The following is a 16245-nucleotide window of genomic DNA, read 5'->3' as shown; positions in this document are numbered from 1 at the left end:
AGAAGGAGGGAAAACGAAATGGCGAAACAAATGCCTGATATTGGCGATTATAAATACGGCTTTAAGGACAAGGACGTGTCCATTTTCCGTGCAAAACGCGGTTTGACAAAGGAAATCGTAGAAGAAATCTCCCGCATGAAGGGTGAGCCGCAATGGATGCTTGATTTCCGTTTGAAATCTTTGGATCATTTCTACAAGCTTCCTATGCCGCAGTGGGGCGGAGACTTGTCTGACTTAAACTTTGATGAAATCACATATTACGTAAAGCCTTCGGAGAAGTCTGAGCGTTCTTGGGATGAAGTACCAGATGAAATCAAAGCAACGTTTGATAAGCTTGGTATTCCGGAAGCAGAACAAAAGTACTTGGCAGGTGTATCTGCACAGTATGAATCTGAGGTTGTGTACCACAACATGAAGGAAGACCTAGAAGAGCTAGGCATTGTCTTTAAAGATACAGACAGCGCTTTGAAAGAAAACGAAGATATTTTCCGTGAGCATTTTGGTAAAGTAGTACCGCCAACAGACAACAAATTTGCAGCGCTGAATTCCGCTGTTTGGTCCGGAGGCTCTTTCATCTACGTACCAAAAGGTGTTAAGGTTGATACGCCGCTACAAGCGTACTTCCGTATCAACTCTGAAAACATGGGACAATTCGAGCGTACGCTTATTATCGTTGATGAAGATGCACATGTTCACTACGTAGAGGGCTGTACAGCTCCTGTGTATACAACAAACTCTCTTCACAGTGCGGTTGTTGAAATCATCGTGAAAAAAGGCGGCTACTGCCGTTATACAACAATTCAAAACTGGGCGAATAACGTATACAACCTTGTTACGAAACGTACAGTATGCGAAGCGAATGCGACAATGGAATGGATTGATGGTAACATCGGTTCTAAGTTAACGATGAAATATCCGGCAGTTATTCTAAAAGGGGAAGGCGCACGCGGCTTGACATTATCTATTGCAATTGCAGGTAAAGGTCAGCATCAGGATGCCGGTGCGAAAATGATTCACCTTGCACCAAACACGTCTTCCACAATTGTATCAAAATCAATCGCAAAACAAGGCGGTAAGGTAACATACCGCGGTATCGTTCAATTCGGTCGTAAAGCAGAGGGCTCTCGCTCTAACATTGAATGTGATACGTTGCTGATGGATAACGAATCTACATCTGATACAATTCCATATAATGAAATCATGAATGACAACATCTCTTTAGAACACGAAGCGAAAGTGTCTAAAGTATCTGAAGAGCAATTGTTCTACCTCATGAGCCGCGGTATTTCTGAGCAAGAAGCAACAGAAATGATCGTAATGGGCTTTATCGAGCCATTCACACGTGAATTGCCGATGGAGTACGCGGTTGAAATGAACCGTCTAATCAAGTTTGAGATGGAAGGTTCTATCGGTTAATGAAAAAACGCCTGCGATAGCGGGCGTTTTTTTGTACAATAAAGAAAATGCCTATAATGAAGTGCACCTATTGCGCATAGGCTAGAAATAACACCTACAAGCTGTTGCCGCAATATATGTACAAGCTACCGATGTTGTGCGAGAGGAGCGGATTACTTTGGTAACAATTCATTTGTATCACACAAACGACTTACATAGTCATTTTGAAAATTGGAAGCCCATCGCTGGATTTATGCAGCAGGAGAAGGAACGCCATCGTGCTAGTGGTAGCCCTGTATTTGTATTGGATATTGGCGACCATGTGGATCGCTATCATACGATTTCAGAGGCAACTGCAGGTAGAGGGAACGTTGAACTCCTAAATGAGGCCGGCTATGATTTTGTCACTATTGGCAACAATGAAGGTATTACACTGCCAAAAGAAGAGCTGGAACGTTTGTATACAAAAGCTGAATTTCCAGTGCTGGTCGCCAATTTATTTCATCAAGATGGTACAAGACCGCATTGGGTGCGCCCGTATCACATAGAGGAAACAGCTGGTATCACCATTGCGTTCATTGGCGTAACTATAGCTTATCCAGACTTTTATGCAAAACTGGGGTGGTCCATTACCGACCCGATTGCCGCGCTAGAGCAATGCTTGCAAAAAGTACGAGAAAAAGCTGATATAGTCGTACTTTTGTCGCATTTAGGTCGCAATGAGGATGAATACATTGCCATGCATTATGATGTTGATATCATATTAGGTGCACACACGCATCACTTTTTTGAAAAGGGCATGCTCGTGAATGATACGTTACTCTGCTGTACAGGAAAATGGGGACAATATGTGGGACATGTGCAGCTTGAGATTGATGCAGATTCCAAGAAAATACTGCAAAAGCGTGCTTCTACACTAGCTGTGAATCAGCTAGGCGGCTATCATGCAGACACCTGCTTAGACGCCCTGCAAGAGCAAAGCCGGCTCATTTTGCAAGAAAAAGTTACAGTTTTACCACATAAACTACCAATCGATTGGTTTGCTGAAACAGAATTTACAAACCTGCTTGCATCGTCTTTAAAAAAATGGTGCGATGCAGAAATCGGAATGGTCAACGCAGGTGTTCTGCTAGAGTCTTTACCTGCAGGAACGGTCACCAAAGGAGATATTCACCGCATTTGTCCGCATCCAATTAACCCCTGCCGTTTGCTTATTACAGGAAAGACGCTACGCGACGTAATTATAAAAGCGATTCGTCCGCAAACAGAGCAAATGGAGGTCAAGGGCCTTGGCTTTCGCGGAAAAATTATGGGCAAAATGATTTTTGATGGGGTGCAAATCGTTCAAGATGATATACCTGGTAACAAAAGGCTACTGGAGGAAGTTCTTATTAACAACGAGCCGCTTGACCTACAGCGCATGTATGCGGTAGGAACAATAGATATGTTTACCTTTGGTTATATTTATCCAGAACTGGCCTTAGCGCCGGAAAAACGATATTACATGCCAGAGCTTCTGCGCGATGTGCTAGAAGACACGCTTGTACGTTCCTCTGTAAATTCGTAACCATCGCTTCCTTACCTTCATACAGATAAAAGAGGGGAGGGAAGCAATATGATGCATGTAGAACCTATTGTGATTGAAAACCATACGTTTATCGCTGTAAGTGTGCAGCTGCCGAAAACGAATTTGCTTGCGGTGATGAGTGATAAAGGCTATATTATGTGCGGTGCGCTTGATATTGGGTTGTTAAATGAAAAACTAAAGGACCGCGGGATTATTGCTGGGAGAGCTGTTGGCGTTCGGACGATTGAGCAGCTGCTCAATGCACCGCTTGAGTCTGTTACCCATGAAGCAGAACGATTAGGTATTACAGCTGGCATAATCGGCAAAGATGCACTGCTAAAAATGATTTAGATATTGTCCTCCTTTCTTGCATACATATGAAAGTAAGAAAGGGGGATTTTTTTGCGCAAATTTAAGACAACACGTTTTCGGCGAGGGCCGCTCCCGTTTCGGCACGTTTTGCTCATCTCCGCTGTTATTTTCGTGGTGTTGGCGCTACAGGGCATATGGCTCGTCAACAAAAGCATTGAACCGACACTCATGACATATGCTCAAACACAAACGAAGCGCTTAGCCAATGTTATTATTACAAAAGCAATTAATGAGCAGATGGAAGAGGGAAGCGGCAACGCACCTATGTTTACGACACGAATGGACAATCAAGGCAAGGTATCGACTATTGAGTTTAGTGCCGATGCAGTAAACCGTACGCAAAATGCAATTACAAAAGCAGTGGAGCGATATCTGCATATGGCAGAACGCGGTGAAATAGACAAATTAGGCATTCGTGGGGAGCCAAAAATCAACTTGGCGAAGAGCTTGGAGGATGAAGGAATTCTATTTGCGGTTCCACTCGGACAGGTGACGAAAAATGCACTTTTGGGAAACTTAGGCCCAAAAATACCGGTTACATTTACCACAATTGGTGATGTAAAAACCAGTATTAAGCGTGAAGCTAAAACGTACGGTATTAATAATGCACTTGTTGAGGTTGTGGTAGAGGTAGAAGTCACCATGCAGGTCATCATCCCATTTGAGACAAAGGAAACAGTTGTGAAAACAGACATCCCAATTGCATTAAGTGCCATTCAAGGTGAGGTGCCTGATTATTACAATGGCGGTCAAAATGGAGCTGTACCAGCCTTGCCTCCCGCTAAAAAAGAACGCTAAAGAGTGGGTCTCTTTAGCGTTTTAATTTTGCCCATTCTTGCCGTTCCCAATTGGCAAGATGAATATAAGGATCAAATGCCCACTCGATACGTCCATTATCTTTATACATACCGTAATGCAAATGAGGTGGGAATTTGCCGGAAGTACCCGGTGGTCCGTAGCCTGAGCTACCCACAAAGCCAATTACTTTTCCAGGTTCTACAATTTGTCCTATCTGTACATCCTTTGAGAAGCCCCCAAGATGAGCATAGTAGTGATAGTTATTTTGTAAATCGCGAATACCGATGCGCCAGCCGCCGAGTCGGTTCCATCCCTTTAGCTCAACAATACCATAGCAGGTTGCGCGAACCGGTACACCATAGCCCGCAAAGATATCTGTCCCTTCATGCATACGTCGTCCGCCAAAGCTGCGGCGATCACCGAATGTACTACGATAGCTGTGGTTACTACGAACGGGCATGGGAAATGCATTCCCGATTACATCAAGACGTTTATAATGCTTAAACATCTTTGCATATCCTATAATCATATCAACTGTTTTGGCACGCTTGTAATGCTCCCACAGCATAATTTTGATATGTTCACGGTCATTGCCGAACTGCCCGAGAACAGTGGACATTGTATATAGAATGTCTTTGTCGTTGTTTCGGTCTGCATAGCCATCACCATCACCATCTCGACCCATACCGCCGTACAAGCCTATGGTATATGGATTTTTATCCTCCAGATTTGGATTGATATAGCCACCCCACCATTCCGGTGTGAAATAAATGGAAATTACACCGTTTTCCTTTTTCGGAATATCACGACGTACACTACGAACATTGCGTTCGTACTGATCAATTGCCGCATAATACTCCCATGGAATAAGGGAGAGGGCTTCCATTTGTTTATAAAGTGTCATGCGTTCTTTATAAATTTCTTCAAGTTCAGAAGCACCGGAGACAGCCTGTAAGTTTTGATCAAGCTCGGCTATGCGTTCCTCGCGTTCCCCGTATACTTTTCCGAGCGGAAGAAGCAAACTAACAATTAGAAATGATATGAAATATTTACACACGAAATTGTCTCCTTTCCATGCTACTATGTATAGTGTGGGATTTACGCGCCGTTTCATAATAGTAAATCAATGGTAAAAAACCACATTTGAGCATTTCCTTTTGTTTCATTTCGGGAGATATGATAAAGTGGAGAAAGTGGAACGAGCTTATTTTAAAGTGCGGAGTGATTAACATGACAAAGACAACCGAGCATATACGCAAACCAGAGTGGTTGAAAATTAAGTTGAACACGAACGAAAACTATAATGACTTAAAGCGCATGATGCGCTCTAAAAAGCTGCACACCGTGTGTGAAGAAGCAAAGTGCCCGAACATTCACGAATGCTGGGCGGTTAGACGTACTGCGACATTTATGATTTTAGGGGATATTTGTACGCGTGCCTGCCGCTTCTGTGCGGTTAAAACCGGCTTACCAACGGAACTTGATTTACAAGAGCCAGAGCGCGTTGCAGATTCTGTTGTAGACATGAATCTAAAGCATGTTGTTATTACAGCAGTGGCACGTGACGATTTAAAAGACGGCGGTGCAGGTGTATTCGCTGAAACAGTACGTGCAGTACGACGTAAAAATCCATTCACATCCATTGAAGTTTTGCCATCGGATATGGGAGGGGTATATGAAAATTTAAAAATGTTGATGGATGCACGTCCTGATATTTTAAACCATAACATCGAGACGGTTCGTCGCCTTTCCGACCGTGTTCGCGCAAGAGCGAAGTACGAGCGCTCACTTGAATTCTTGCGCCGTGCAAAAGAAATGCAGCCAGACATTCCTACAAAATCAAGCATTATGATTGGTCTTGGTGAAACGAAAGAAGAAATTATTGAAGCGATGGATGACCTTCGCGCAAATCATGTAGATATCTTAACACTTGGACAATATTTACAGCCTTCTAAAAAGCATCTACCGGTTGTGAAGTATTGGTCTCCAGCCGAATTTGCAGAATTGAAGGAAATTGCATTAAGCAAAGGCTTCAGCCACTGTGAAGCGGGTCCATTGGTACGTTCTTCCTACCATGCAGATGAACAAGTAAAATCGGCACAAGAAAACGTTAAAGCAAACTAAACAAGAGGATGTTCCGTAACGGAACATCCTCTTTATTACTATTTCATCTTGGTGTGCATCATATCGTCCTGTTGGTTGTTGATATGTGGATTCTTTTGCATCTCACGAATTAACATATCCACAGTTCCCGCGTACTCTTTATCCGTTAAACGGCCTGACTTCAAGCCTTCCATTTGAGACATGATTTTTGTATCATCGGAAACGTAGACATGATAGTAGCTAGGCACAACGGAGAGCGCTGTTTTTTTCACTTGATCTGCAACTAGCTTTGGATCTGTCGTATTGGCGCGGTATGAGACAAATATCTCATCATCTGTTACAAGTGTAGCGGCATCCGTGACGTCTGGCAATTTTACTTCCATATCTGTAATGATATTAGCTAAATTTTCACGGTTGACGTAAGCGACGCGGCTTGTATCGTTAGCACCTGTTAGGTTGCTTTTTTGCTGACGAGAATAGCCAAGCTTTGTTGTATTGTAATCCAGCTTTCCATTCATGGAGCGCTGCTCATAAATATCCTTTTTATTGGACAGCAGCACGCTACCGCCTTGGTCTTCTGGAATTGCATTTTGCGGCTTCATTTCAGCAGCATTGTTCATTTGGCAGGCGCTGAGCAATAATAAACCAGTGAGTGCTGGAAACAAGTATTTTCGCAATGATTCCACCTCCTTATCCTTATCATTTGTCAACTGATGTTTTTTCAACTTAGAAATTGTTGGTTGCCTTCGTTTGTGGTAGGATTAGGATAATACTGTGCAGAGAGGACCTTTTGGATATGGAAAAGCATGAGGTGAAACAGACCGTTTTAATAAATAACATGACATATGAACTTATTCAAGATTATCGAGAGGGCTTTAATGAAGAAGCCTTTAAGGCGCGGTATGCGGAAATTTTAAATAAATATGATTACATTGTGGGAGATTGGGGCTATAGTCAGTTGCGCTTGCGCGGTTTTTTTGAAGACCAAAACCAGCGTTCTACGTATGACACCCGGATCAGTACATTGTCCGAATATTTATATGAATTTTGTAACTTCGGCTGTGCCTACTTTGTGCTGAAGAAAGTAAAAAAATAAGCGTGCTGCACAGTTGCGGCACGCTTATTTTCACATGATTTCATATAGAAACTGTCGAAGCTCTTCAGCTGTTTCTTCGTCCATTTTATAGGCGTATTCAAGATAACCTGGCTCGTCTAAATCATCACGGCCAATAATTGCAAACAGGTTGCGCAAAATATCAAGGACAAGTACTTTGCCATAATACCGATCTGAAAACACCAAGGCTAGATCATGTCGTTGATTCTCCCCGACGAAGCTGACAAATCGTGTTTGTGTTGTTACAGTTTCATCGTACAAAAAAAAGCGCTCTGACATATATTTCACTCCTTAACGAAATAGTAGTTAGTATCACTATAACAGAGAACGCTTGTACAGTCGTTAAAAGTATCGATTTTTTTACGAGAAAGCAGTACAATACAAATGAATGTTGTAAGTGCTTTAATTTCCAGATAGAAGGTGAAACGATGTATTTTGTTGATCGCAAAAAAATAGAACAAACCTTGCAATGCCTAGAGCAAGTCACAACGGTATTTTCACAAACTGAATCATATGAAACGCAGCTTCAAAAATATGCATTAGAGCGTATGGCTCACTTGATGATTGATGCGGTGCTCGATGTAGGAAACGCATTAATTGACGGCTTTATTATGCGAGACCCTGGTAGCTATGAAGACATTATTGATATTTTAATGGATGAAAAAGTGGTTAGCACGGAAGAAGGTGGACATCTTAAGGATGTGGTGCGCTTGCGTAAAATGCTGGTGCAAGAATACATTACGATGGATCATGAACATGTGCTTCGAGTACTAAAAGATAAACTATCTATCGTACAGGCATATCCGAAGCATGTGCGCCGTTATTTGGAGCAGGAGCTTGGTCCAGTTTCTGCGTTCAGTAATTCGTAAGCAGCGAGAGGAGAGTCAGCATGAAGCGTTATAAAGCGTATTTAATTGACCTCGACGGTACGATGTATCGAGGTGAAGAAAAAATTGAAGAGGCAAGTGACTTTGTTAAGCAACTGGTCGCGATGAATATTCCGTATTTATTTGTAACGAACAATTCATCCAGGCGTCCCGAGCAGGTGGCGGACAAGCTTCGCAGTCTAGATATTCCTGCAGGTCCTGAGCATGTGTTTACAACGAGCATGGCTGCGGCGAATTATATGTATGCCGAAAATCCCGAGGCTTCAGTATATATGATTGGAGAAGAAGGACTAGAAGCAGCTTTAAAAGAGAAGGAGTTTCGTTTTGAAGATGAAAATCCGGATTATGTCATTATGGGTATTGACCGTGATATTACATATGAAAAGCTTGCGAAGGCTTGTTTAGCAGTGAGAAAAGGCGCAAAGTTTATTTCTACAAATGGTGATATTGCATTACCGACAGAGCGAGGACTTATGCCAGGTAACGGATCGCTTACGTCTGTTGTTGCGGTATCCACACAAGTGAAACCATTGTTTATTGGAAAACCGGAACCAATCATTATGGAGCAGGCACTTAAAGAAATTGGGATTGCGCCTGAGGATACGCTGATGGTCGGCGACAACTACGATACCGACATTTTAGCTGGCATCCGCGCTGGTGTTGATACCTTGCTTGTTCATACAGGTGTTACTACACCAGAGATGCTGACAAGCTATAAAACACAGCCTACTTACGTTGTTCATTCGTTAACGGAATGGATGGATAAAATATAACATCATATTGTACAATATCCACGTTGAAATAGAAGATGATTGATATATCTTCAACACGGATTGAAAATAAGAAAGGAAGAGTGCACAGGCTACTCTTCCTTTCTTATTTTTATATAAGTCCATTCTTCTCTGCACCTGAGCAAGCCGCTTGCGCTTTTCGTGTTCAGCTCCAGCGGCTAGCTCCTACGGTCAGAGAACCTCGCCCCATAAAGGCAAAAAGCGCCTTTTTGTGTCGAGAACCTCTGCCCTATGGAGCTGAGCAAGCCGCTTGCGCTTTTCGTGTTCAGCTCCAGCGGCTAGCTCCTACGGTCAGAGAACCTCGCCCCATAAAGGCAAAAAGCGCCTTTTTGTGTCGAGAACCTCTGCCCTATGGAGCTGAGCAAGCCGCTTGCGCTTTTCTATTGTCTAGCTCCAGCGGCTAGGTGCTGCCACCTAAGAACCGCGGCCACAAAAAGGCCAAGAGCGCCTTTTAGGGCCACGAACCTTAGGTTCTGCACCTGAACAAGCCGCTTGCGCTTTTCTATTCTTGATGTGCGGCTCTATGGGCGAGGCGGCTTGAGGCTGCTGCAGCGATGGCGCCAATAATGTCGTCAAGGAAGGTGTGAACGTAGCCGGTGGATTTGTCATTGAGAAACTGGAGGATGCCTGGTTTCATCTTATCAATGTAACCGAAGTTGGTAAATCCGATGGAGCCATAGACATTGACGATGGATAAAGCGATTACTTCATCAATCCCGTACAGACCTTCATCTCGTTTTACGATGCTTTGTAGAGGCTCGTCAAGCAGTCCTTTTTCGGCAAGCACATCAAGCTGAATACCGGTGACAAGGGCATTTTGAACTTCTCGTTTGGCTAGAACGCGTTCCACGTTGTAACGACATTCTTCCATCTTGAGGTTAGGGTGATATTTCTCCTGCAGGAAAAATACAAGATCTGCGATATCTTCTATTTTTACACCGCGTTGCTGCAACAGTTCTAAAGCTTTTTCTTCGATTTGATTGCCTCTGTTCATTACATCACCTTTTCTTTTTTAATATTGTATACGTTTCATAGCGTTATTATGTGAAATGCTTACAGCGAAAAGGCTGTTAAAGTGAAAAAGCGCTCATATATATAAGCTAGAGAGAAAAATTTCGATAACAAGAGAACGAAATAAGCCGTTGCTGGCATGCTGTAATAGATGGAGGTGCTTGGATGAAGGAACTGCTATATGAGCAGTATGGGATACGACCGAGCGAGCTATCGATGCTTGGCCCTTATCAAAGCTTTTGGGTGCGCAACAAGGTGTATATTCTTATTCCAATCGGAAAGCGAAAAGAAGAAGAATTGATAGAAATGAAGCAGCTTAGCGATTTTATGACTGAGCAGGGAGATGTGTCGGTGGCTACATTTGTTCCTACTGTACAAGGGTACTATGTAAGCGAAATGAAGGAAGTAAACTACTGTTTATTACGAGCTGTGCGCCAAACAGAGCGAAGTATGAATGAAGGACGGGAGCTTGGTATGTTTCATCTTCGGGGACGTCTATATCCTGGTGAAATTAGTGAGCTCAGTCGGATTGGCGAGTGGCGGGAGCTATGGGAGAAACGCCTCGATCAATTGGAGAAATTTTGGTATGGGCGCCTCACGAATCATCCTACTACTTCTTTCGAGAAATTGTTTATTGATTCCTTTCCGTATTATCTAGGACTTGCAGAAAATGCAATTCAATACGTAGTAGATACAGAACTGGATGCAGAGCCGCAAGTCGCGGATGCGGCCACGATTTGCCAACAACGCTTTACCGATCGCCTTTGGCACCAAACAAATCGTGTGAAAGTGCCAATTGATTGGGTATTTGACCATCCGAGCCGGGATTTGGCCGAATGGGTTCGTCATATGTATGAAGAAGGGGAACATGCAGAAGAGAAAATTATGACCTTTCTTGGTGAGTATGAAGCGGTTGCACCTCTCTCTGCGTTCGGATGGCGCTTATTATTTGCCCGTCTTCTATTTCCACTTCAATATTTTGAAACGATAGAAGGCTATTACTTAAGCGGCGGCGGAGACCAACCGTTTTATCAAGATCGTATAGGACGAATTTTAGAGAGAACAAATGAATCAGAGCGTTTTTTGGCAAATTTTTATCAAAGCATTCGTTTGCCCACAGAAACCCTCGGTATACCGAAGCTAGATTGGTTCACGTAAAAAGGAGACCTGCGAGAGGTCTCCTTTTCTATACATTAAAATACTTGTTCTACTTCAACAACGCCTGGAACTTCTTCCAATAGAGCGCGCTCAATACCAGCTTTTAATGTGATAGTAGAACTTGGGCACGTACCGCAAGCACCCATTAGGCGAAGCTTTACAATACCTTCTTCAATATCTACTAATTCCACGTCACCGCCGTCACGAAGTAAGAACGGACGTAATTTATCAAGCACTTCTTCAACCTGTGCAAACATTTCTTGATCTGCCATTGTTATCGACTCCTTTCCTCAGTTTTATTATAATCATTATAAGGAGAAAAATCTATTGTATACTACTGGGGTTTTTTTAGGATATAAAAAGGGGGAACACATGTGGTTAAAATTAGTGTATACGGAGCAAAGGTAATTTGTGCGAGTTGTGTGGGAATGCCATCTTCGACAGAAACATTCGAATGGCTACAAGCAGCAATTGACAGAAAGTATCCTGATCATTCATTTGAGTTTCAGTATGTAGATATTTTTGAAGAGCAAGATAATCAAGAGCAAAGAGAATTTGCAGCGCGTGTGATTGAAGAAGACTTGTTTTATCCAGTTGTACTAGTAAATCAAGAAATTGTAGGAGAAGGAAATCCGCGTTTGAAGGATGTTTATGCAGAGATTGATAAGTACGTAAAGTGACCTTACATTAAGGTCATTTTTTTATGGATCAACAATAACAAATGACAAAAAATGAAATTTGTCATTTGTTATTGCTTGTGTTATATTCATTTCATCATTAATAGGAGGTATACGTAATGAAACTTCGTCAACTTGGTACAAATGGGCCAACTGTTTCGGCTCTTGGTTTAGGATGTATGGGTATGTCTGATTTATATGGAAATGCAGATCGCAAGGAAAGTATTGCAACAATACATGAAGCACTGGAGGGAGGCGTTACGACGTTTGATACGGGAGACTTTTATGGTGTGGGACACAATGAGCTACTGCTTCGAGAAGCACTGCAGGGAACAAAGCGAGACAATGCATTTATCGCGGTCAAATTTGGTGTTATGCGCGCGCCGGGGGGCGGCTGGATTGGCGTAGATGGTCGCCCACAAGCCGTAAAAAACTTTTTGGCTTACACGTTGCAGCGTCTCGGTGTAGATTATATTGATTTGTATCAACCGGCTCGTGTTGATCCTAATGTGCCGATTGAAGAAACAGTAGGGGCTATTGCGGATATGGTGAAAGCAGGATATGTACGTCATATTGGTCTATCGGAAGCGGGCGTAGAAACCATTCGTCGCGCACATGCCGTACATCCAATTAGCGCGCTACAAATTGAGTATTCTTTATTTAGCCGCGGCGTTGAAGCCGAAATTTTACCGGCTTTACGTGAACTGGGTATTTCTCTTTCTGCTTATGGTGTATTGTCGCGCGGGTTGCTGAGTGGCACATGGACAAAAGACCGTACGCTTGGCGCATACGATTTCCGTAATCATGCACCTCGCTTTGCTGGGGAGAATTTAGATCGAAATCTTACTTTAGTAGATGCATTGCGTGAAATAGCTCATGAAAAAGATGCCACAGTGGCCCAAATTGCGATTGCTTGGGTGCTTTCACGCGGAGCAGATATTATGCCATTAATCGGCGCCCGCAAGCGTACACATTTACAGGATGCGCTCGGTGCTCTTAAGCTGGAGCTCACTGCTGCAGATTTACAAAGGATTGAATCTATTGTTCCTGCAGAAGCGGTGGCTGGGGAGCGCTATGCAACAGACCAAATGAAAATGTTGGATAGTGAACGTTAATGGCTCTTACAAAAGAAATGATCTTAGATACAACCGAGCAGGTGCTGCGCCGTTTTGGTTTGGAAAAAGCAACCGTTGTCGATGTGGCAAGAGCGCTTAATGTAAGTCATGGTACGGTATATCGCCATTTTCCAAGCAAATCAGCATTACGCGAAGCGGTTGCGAAAAGATGGCTAGAGAGAATTTCATCGGCAACCGCCGCAGTTTGTGATGAGACAGAAGATCCTAAGGAGCATTTGCACAATTGGTTTGAAAATTTAATTACATTAAAGCGAAACAAAGCATTAGAGGATCCGGAGATGTTTGCGGTGTATCATGCACTTTCAGAAGAGTCCGTGGAAGTGATTCGTGCTCATATAGAGGAACTGATTTTACAGGTAACAGAGATTGTAGAAAAGGGCATGAAAACGGGACAGTTTAAACAAGGACAGGCGCACACTGTCGCCTCAGCTGTTTTTTATGCGACAGCTCGCTTTCATCATCCTGCCTTGGCCAAAGAATGGGTATTACCTGAAATAGAGCAACAATTTCAAGAAGTATGGCAATTGATTTTGACAGGTCTATTAGAATAAAAAAGCTTCGCCGCGTGGCGAAGCTTTTTATCCATTATGGTGTTTATACATCCATAAAATACCTGATTTTAATAGGCGTGGTACACGTCCCATTAACGCTTGGTTTGCAAGTAAGCCAAAGCCGTGCTTTTTGCCTAGTGACCCCAAAACCCCTTTAAGCTTAATCACAGGCATCGTTTCCGGCAATTCTTCTTGTTTCCACCGCTTTTGTAAAATAGTAACAATTTGTTCGGCTTGCCCTTCTGCGAGCTGTGCAGATGGTGCGTGAGGTAGACTTGCACAATCGCCCAGCACGTATACGTTTTCATAATTCGGTATATTATGATGGTTTGTCAGAATCACACGACCGCTGCTATCCTTTTCAACTGGAAGCTGTTGCACGACTAAGCTCGCTTGAATACCTGCTGTCCATACAATGGCATCGCATGGAATCGCTTCCTCATGGTTGTAAAGAAGGTGAGGCTCTACCTTTGTAATGTTAGAGTTACGTATAATAGTAACGTTATGCTTTACAAACCAGTCTTCAACATAAAGGCTTAGCTTTTCAGGGAACATAGAGAGGATGCGTTCACCGCGATCAAATAGCAAAATGTTTAAATCCGGTCTGCTTTCGCGTAGTTCACTCGCAACTTCTACACCGCTAAGACCTGCTCCAACAATACCAACGGTTGCATGAGGTGCAAGACCGTTCAATTGTTGATAAGTTTGTCTTGATTTTTCAATTGATTGCACACTGCATGTGTACTCTTTTGCACCAGGTACATTGTGATATTTGTCTTCACAGCCAAGGCCGATAATGAGATCGTCATAGCTTACAGTTTCCCCATGCTGTAACTCTACTAATCTCGCATCAATATCAATATTGACAATTGTACCGTATTTCACAGAAAGATTGGGATGCTCTGGAAACGGAATACGAATGTGTGTTTCCGAAATAGTTCCCGCTACCAATGCATAATACTCTGTTTTAAAGCAATGATACGGCACTTTGTCGATAAGTGTAACTTGTGTGTCATCCGGAAGGTTAGGAAGAAGACGTTGTAAAATTCTCATTCCACCGTATCCGCCACCGAGAATAACGAGGTGCTTCATGATGGATTACCCCTTTGCTTGTAAAATGATCCGTAATATAATGATATATTAAAAAAATTTTCTAAACTTTACCCACAAAAAATTATATCGAATTTACGAATAAATAACAATGTATATCTGTGGTATTTATGCGGAAAACAAACATATTGACGCTATATGTAAAAACGTTTACAGTTACGATAGAGAGGTGAAAATCGTGATTAAACCGTTAATAGAATTTTGTGTGAGCAATTTAGCGAACGGCTCGCAGCGTGCGATGGCAATACTAGAAAAAGATCCGAATGTCGATGTGATCGAATACGGTTGTCTTGGCTACTGCGGTGTATGCTATGAAGGTCCGTATGCAATGGTCAACGGAGAAGTTGTCACCGGTGAAACGCCTGAGCAATTGGTTGATCATATATATGAATACCTAGAAGAAAATCCAATGTTTTAAGCGCCTTTTTGGCGCTTTTTGTTTTTTATGACTAAAAGTGGCACCGTTAGAAAAATCTAAACAGGACTATAATAACCGAGGTGATGGTATGAACGTACTTTGGGGACTCGAAGGCAGCGCTGTCCTATTTTTTCTAGCATTTATTTTATGTAACGATAAAAAAGCAATCCGGCTTAGGCCGATACTTGGCGGACTTGCAATTCAGTTATTGTTTGGGCTTCTCGTTTTAAAGTGGAGCGTGGGCAGATAAGCGTTGAAAAGTGTGACCCAGGCTGTGCAAAAGGTGATAGATTTCGCCAACGACGGCATCGTATTCTTGTTTGGTGGCTTGGGAGATCCGGGGCAACCGACGGGATTCATTTTCGCATTTCGTGTTTTGCCCATTTTGATTTTTTTATCATCGCTTATCGCGGCTTTATATTATTTGGGAATCATGCAGTGAGTGGTTCGTATCATCGGTGGCGCTTTGGCGAAGCTTCTTGGCACGAGTCAAGCTGAATCTCTATGTGCTACCATTAATATCGTTCTCGGTCAAACGGAAGCGCCTTTGGTAATTCGTCCTTACGTAGCCCGCCTGACAGGCTCGGAATTGTTCGCTGTCATGGTCGAGGGATTGGCGTATGTATCGGCATCCACCATGTTTGGGTATGCTGCGATCGGGGTTCCGCTTGAGTATTTGCTTTCAGCAGCTGTAATGGCCGCGTCGGCAGGGCTTGTCATGGCGAAGCTTTTTTTTCCGGAAACAGAGGAACCGGAAACGCGGCATACTGTGAAAATAGAAAAGGATACCGAAAACACTAATGTAATCGATGCAGCGGCACGAGGCGCGTCCGATGGATTAATGCTCGCGCTGAATGTTGGAGCGATGCTGATTGCATTCATCGCAATCATCGCCTTGGTGAACGGAATTGTGGGATGCATCGGCGGGCTGTTCGGATTTCCGGACTTATCCCTGCAATTAATATTAGGATATATATTCTCGCCGCTCGCTTTTTTAATCGGTGTTCCGTTAAATGAAGCGGTGACCGCAGGAAGCTTTATTGGCCAAAAATTAATTGTGAACGAGCTTGTGGCATACACGGATTTCGTGCGGTGATTGCTGGGACAATGGCTAATCTGGTAAGTGCGGCCATCGCGGGAATGTTCAGTTAAACAAA

General features: G+C 43.1%; 18 protein-coding genes and 2 pseudogenes. 14 read left to right on the top strand and 6 right to left on the bottom strand.

Features of this window, described 5'->3' with window-relative positions:
- The first annotated feature begins 18 nt into the window (after positions 1 to 18).
- The 4 genes from sufB (at position 19) to yunB (ending at position 4132) form a co-directional block, all read left to right on the top strand.
- The gene (sufB, locus tag MUG87_RS10440; protein ID WP_247081784.1) at positions 19 to 1416 is read left to right on the top strand and encodes a Fe-S cluster assembly protein SufB; all 1398 of its coding nucleotides are present in this window, start codon (positions 19 to 21) and stop codon (positions 1414 to 1416) included.
- A gap of 157 nt (positions 1417 to 1573) precedes the next feature.
- The gene (locus MUG87_RS10435) at positions 1574 to 2962 is read left to right on the top strand and encodes a bifunctional metallophosphatase/5'-nucleotidase (protein ID WP_281503645.1); all 1389 of its coding nucleotides are present in this window, start codon (positions 1574 to 1576) and stop codon (positions 2960 to 2962) included.
- Positions 2963 to 3010: 48 nt separating this feature from the next.
- Entirely contained in the window at positions 3011 to 3313 is a 303-nt protein-coding gene (locus MUG87_RS10430; RefSeq protein WP_247081782.1) for a YunC family protein, read from the top strand.
- A gap of 51 nt (positions 3314 to 3364) precedes the next feature.
- Positions 3365 to 4132 (top strand): sporulation protein YunB, encoded by a 768-nt coding sequence (gene yunB / locus MUG87_RS10425; RefSeq protein WP_247081780.1) that lies wholly within the window; start codon positions 3365 to 3367, stop codon positions 4130 to 4132.
- Between the two features lie 13 nt (positions 4133 to 4145).
- Here the strand turns inward: yunB and MUG87_RS10420 are convergent.
- Positions 4146 to 5057 (bottom strand): annotated as a pseudogene (locus MUG87_RS10420) (M23 family metallopeptidase); the annotation flags it as partial.
- Positions 5058 to 5296: 239 nt separating this feature from the next.
- Between MUG87_RS10420 and lipA the strand changes: the two are divergent.
- Positions 5297 to 6256, top strand: coding sequence for a lipoyl synthase (gene lipA / locus MUG87_RS10415; protein ID WP_281503700.1), 960 nt, complete (start codon positions 5297 to 5299; stop codon positions 6254 to 6256).
- A 38-nt stretch (positions 6257 to 6294) separates the two neighbouring features.
- Here lipA and MUG87_RS10410 read toward each other — a convergent pair whose 3' ends face one another.
- Entirely contained in the window at positions 6295 to 6912 is a 618-nt protein-coding gene (locus MUG87_RS10410; protein ID WP_247081776.1) for a YhcN/YlaJ family sporulation lipoprotein, read from the bottom strand.
- Between the two features lie 119 nt (positions 6913 to 7031).
- Between MUG87_RS10410 and MUG87_RS10405 the strand changes: the two genes are divergently transcribed.
- The gene (locus MUG87_RS10405) at positions 7032 to 7331 is read left to right on the top strand and encodes a YutD family protein (RefSeq protein ID WP_247081774.1); all 300 of its coding nucleotides are present in this window, start codon (positions 7032 to 7034) and stop codon (positions 7329 to 7331) included.
- Positions 7332 to 7361: 30 nt separating this feature from the next.
- Here MUG87_RS10405 and MUG87_RS10400 read toward each other — a convergent pair whose 3' ends face one another.
- Entirely contained in the window at positions 7362 to 7628 is a 267-nt protein-coding gene (locus MUG87_RS10400) for a DUF3055 domain-containing protein (protein ID WP_124564432.1), read from the bottom strand.
- Positions 7629 to 7777: 149 nt separating this feature from the next.
- On the opposite strand from MUG87_RS10400, the gene MUG87_RS10395 reads away from it, so the two are divergent.
- Both MUG87_RS10395 and MUG87_RS10390 read left to right on the top strand, forming a co-directional pair.
- Positions 7778 to 8218 carry a DUF86 domain-containing protein gene (locus tag MUG87_RS10395; RefSeq protein ID WP_247081772.1) on the top strand — a complete coding sequence of 147 codons (441 nt, stop codon included), beginning with the start codon at positions 7778 to 7780 and terminating at the stop codon, positions 8216 to 8218.
- Between the two features lie 20 nt (positions 8219 to 8238).
- Positions 8239 to 9009: a TIGR01457 family HAD-type hydrolase gene (locus MUG87_RS10390; protein WP_247081770.1), complete on the top strand. Its 771-nt coding sequence runs from the start codon at positions 8239 to 8241 to the stop codon at positions 9007 to 9009.
- A gap of 520 nt (positions 9010 to 9529) precedes the next feature.
- Here the strand turns inward: MUG87_RS10390 and MUG87_RS10385 are convergent.
- Complete coding sequence (locus MUG87_RS10385) at positions 9530 to 10021, bottom strand: phosphatidylglycerophosphatase A family protein (RefSeq protein WP_247081769.1); 492 nt, start codon at positions 10019 to 10021, stop codon at positions 9530 to 9532.
- Between the two features lie 182 nt (positions 10022 to 10203).
- Here MUG87_RS10385 and yutH point away from each other — a divergent pair, with 182 nt between their 5' ends.
- On the top strand, positions 10204 to 11196 hold the full coding sequence (gene yutH / locus MUG87_RS10380; protein WP_247081767.1) for a spore coat putative kinase YutH: 993 nt from the start codon (positions 10204 to 10206) through the stop codon (positions 11194 to 11196).
- A gap of 35 nt (positions 11197 to 11231) precedes the next feature.
- On the opposite strand, the gene MUG87_RS10375 is transcribed toward yutH, so the two are convergent.
- Complete coding sequence (locus tag MUG87_RS10375) at positions 11232 to 11468, bottom strand: NifU family protein (RefSeq protein ID WP_124565839.1); 237 nt, start codon at positions 11466 to 11468, stop codon at positions 11232 to 11234.
- 102 nt (positions 11469 to 11570) lie between these two features.
- Between MUG87_RS10375 and MUG87_RS10370 the strand changes: the two genes are divergently transcribed.
- The 3 genes from MUG87_RS10370 to MUG87_RS10360 all read left to right on the top strand — a co-directional run bounded on the left by MUG87_RS10370 (position 11571) and on the right by MUG87_RS10360 (position 13560).
- Positions 11571 to 11876 carry a YuzD family protein gene (locus MUG87_RS10370; protein WP_247081765.1) on the top strand — a complete coding sequence of 102 codons (306 nt, stop codon included), beginning with the start codon at positions 11571 to 11573 and terminating at the stop codon, positions 11874 to 11876.
- Positions 11877 to 11992: 116 nt separating this feature from the next.
- Entirely contained in the window at positions 11993 to 12988 is a 996-nt protein-coding gene (locus MUG87_RS10365) for an aldo/keto reductase (RefSeq protein WP_247081763.1), read from the top strand.
- On the top strand, positions 12988 to 13560 hold the full coding sequence (locus MUG87_RS10360; RefSeq protein ID WP_247081761.1) for a TetR family transcriptional regulator: 573 nt from the start codon (positions 12988 to 12990) through the stop codon (positions 13558 to 13560). Before MUG87_RS10365 ends, MUG87_RS10360 begins: the two co-directional genes overlap by 1 nt.
- A 27-nt stretch (positions 13561 to 13587) precedes the next feature.
- Here the strand turns inward: MUG87_RS10360 and MUG87_RS10355 are convergent, their stop codons facing one another.
- Entirely contained in the window at positions 13588 to 14652 is a 1065-nt protein-coding gene (locus MUG87_RS10355; RefSeq protein WP_247081759.1) for an NAD(P)/FAD-dependent oxidoreductase, read from the bottom strand.
- Between the two features lie 196 nt (positions 14653 to 14848).
- Between MUG87_RS10355 and MUG87_RS10350 the strand changes: the two genes are divergently transcribed.
- Positions 14849 to 15088, top strand: coding sequence for a YuzB family protein (locus MUG87_RS10350; RefSeq protein ID WP_124565842.1), 240 nt, complete (start codon positions 14849 to 14851; stop codon positions 15086 to 15088).
- Between the two features lie 88 nt (positions 15089 to 15176).
- Positions 15177 to 16240: pseudogene (locus MUG87_RS10345) on the top strand (NupC/NupG family nucleoside CNT transporter).
- Positions 16241 to 16245: the final 5 nt, after the last annotated feature.

It is taken from the genome of Ectobacillus sp. JY-23 (assembly GCF_023022965.1).
GTDB lineage: Bacteria > Bacillota > Bacilli > Bacillales > Bacillaceae_G > Ectobacillus.
The sequence above is the reverse complement of the archived record's forward strand: the minus strand, read 5'-3'. Positions and strand labels throughout refer to the sequence as shown.

Coding starts and splice junctions, on each gene's coding strand:
- MUG87_RS10400 (WP_124564432.1), bottom strand. CDS start 7,628: ATGTCAGAGCGCTTTTTTTTGTACGATGAAACTGTAACAACACAAACA.
- MUG87_RS10390 (WP_247081770.1), top strand. CDS start 8,239: ATGAAGCGTTATAAAGCGTATTTAATTGACCTCGACGGTACGATGTAT.
- yutH (WP_247081767.1), top strand. CDS start 10,204: ATGAAGGAACTGCTATATGAGCAGTATGGGATACGACCGAGCGAGCTA.
- MUG87_RS10355 (WP_247081759.1), bottom strand. CDS start 14,652: ATGAAGCACCTCGTTATTCTCGGTGGCGGATACGGTGGAATGAGAATT.
- MUG87_RS10405 (WP_247081774.1), top strand. CDS start 7,032: ATGGAAAAGCATGAGGTGAAACAGACCGTTTTAATAAATAACATGACA.
- sufB (WP_247081784.1), top strand. CDS start 19: ATGGCGAAACAAATGCCTGATATTGGCGATTATAAATACGGCTTTAAG.
- MUG87_RS10360 (WP_247081761.1), top strand. CDS start 12,988: ATGGCTCTTACAAAAGAAATGATCTTAGATACAACCGAGCAGGTGCTG.
- MUG87_RS10395 (WP_247081772.1), top strand. CDS start 7,778: ATGTATTTTGTTGATCGCAAAAAAATAGAACAAACCTTGCAATGCCTA.
- MUG87_RS10385 (WP_247081769.1), bottom strand. CDS start 10,021: ATGAACAGAGGCAATCAAATCGAAGAAAAAGCTTTAGAACTGTTGCAG.
- MUG87_RS10430 (WP_247081782.1), top strand. CDS start 3,011: ATGATGCATGTAGAACCTATTGTGATTGAAAACCATACGTTTATCGCT.
- MUG87_RS10375 (WP_124565839.1), bottom strand. CDS start 11,468: ATGGCAGATCAAGAAATGTTTGCACAGGTTGAAGAAGTGCTTGATAAA.
- MUG87_RS10365 (WP_247081763.1), top strand. CDS start 11,993: ATGAAACTTCGTCAACTTGGTACAAATGGGCCAACTGTTTCGGCTCTT.